Origin of the sequence: Acinetobacter sp. YH12235 (assembly GCF_013417705.1) — a bacterium.
Classification (GTDB): Bacteria; Pseudomonadota; Gammaproteobacteria; order Pseudomonadales; family Moraxellaceae; genus Acinetobacter.
The window spans coordinates 1-1,391 of the sequence record NZ_VPDL01000065.1 but is presented as its reverse complement, the minus strand read 5'-3'; the positions used below and the strand labels follow the sequence as shown (position 1 = coordinate 1,391).

1 protein-coding gene is annotated in these 1,391 nt (G+C 38.5%); it reads left to right on the top strand.

Translation table 11 applies throughout. The features are described from left to right. The first annotated feature begins 73 nt into the window (after positions 1–73). Positions 74–1,378 (top strand): IS4 family transposase, encoded by a 1,305-nt coding sequence (locus FTV13_RS15515; protein ID WP_159124594.1) that lies wholly within the window; start codon positions 74–76, stop codon positions 1,376–1,378. Positions 1,379–1,391: the final 13 nt, after the last annotated feature.

Here is a 1,391-nt window from a genome sequence, read left to right as displayed (position 1 = left end):
TAATGCCAGTCAGTTAAGCAAATTTTAGTAAAATGTAGTAAAAAAGAGTGTATGTAAATACGCTCATTTTTTTATGTCTTTATCTGAACATTTAGAATCCACTCTTGAACATTCTCTCCCATCACTCAACCATTTTTGTGAACTTATTGATTTAAATTGGATTGAAACAAGCCTGCATCAAACAGGTAAGGCATCAATCAGAAGGAGAAAATTACCTGCTGAGCATGTGGTTTGGCTTGTTATTGGGCTTGCCTTGTTTCGAAATCAACCCATCAGCTATGTTGTAGAGCAATTAAACCTCGTGTTTGGTACAACAGAATATTGTGTTCCTAGTGCAGCAGTCCAAGCACGACAACGTTTAGGACAAGAGCCTTTAAGTACCTTATTCTCTCTGCTCAGCCAAGCATGGTTTGATGAAACACAGCAACAATATTCAAACTTTCAAGGACTTAGCATATGTGCTGTTGATGGGGTGGTTTGGTCTATGCCGCTGACCGAAGAGAACTTTAATCATTTTGGCTCATCTAAAGGTAAAACTGCTGTAGCACCTTACCCACAAGTGAGAGCCACGTGCCTAGTCAATACCAATACCCATGAAATCATAGATGCCCAAATAGGCAGTATGGATCAGGGTGAACTCACATTAGCAAATCAATTATCTCCTCCAGCACAAAGTATTACATTATTTGATCGAGCTTATTTCTCTGCTGATTTTCTAATAGGGTGGCAAACACGTGCAGAATCAAGTCATTGGCTGATGCGAGCAAAAGATAATTTACGTTATGAAATTATTAAACGGAATTCCCCACATGATTTTCATATCAGGATGCCAATATCACCTAGAGCCAAGAAGCTTAACCCAACGTTAGGGGATTATTGGGAGGCACGTTTGATTGAAGTTGAGCAGGCAGGAAAAATCAGACGTTACATTACTTCATTATTAGATTCAAAGACATACCCACTTATAGCCTTGGCAAAGTTATATGCTCAGCGTTGGGAAATTGAAATGTGTTACCGAGAAATTAAAAGCAATTTGCAGAAAGGTAAGCTCTTAAGAAGCAAGCAACCAGACTTAATTTATCAAGAATTATGGGGTGTCTTGATTGCCTATAATGTTCTGAGACGACAAATGAAACATATGGCTCAACGAGCTAAAGTAAGTCCTTTGAGAATCAGTTTTCATATTGCATCTATTGCCCTTCTTAATTTACTCAGATTCGACTCTTTGGCTTCTGCAGGTAATCTCCCCAAACATCTGGAAAGTTTAATGGAGAAATCTAATCGGTATGTTATACCTGAGAGAAGAGTGAGGAGTTATCCAAGGGTTGTAAAAGGAAAACCTCAAAAATACCCAAGAAAAAGCCAGTCAATCTCTTAACTGACTGGCATTA

Coding starts and splice junctions, on each gene's coding strand:
- FTV13_RS15515 (WP_159124594.1), top strand. CDS start 74: ATGTCTTTATCTGAACATTTAGAATCCACTCTTGAACATTCTCTCCCA.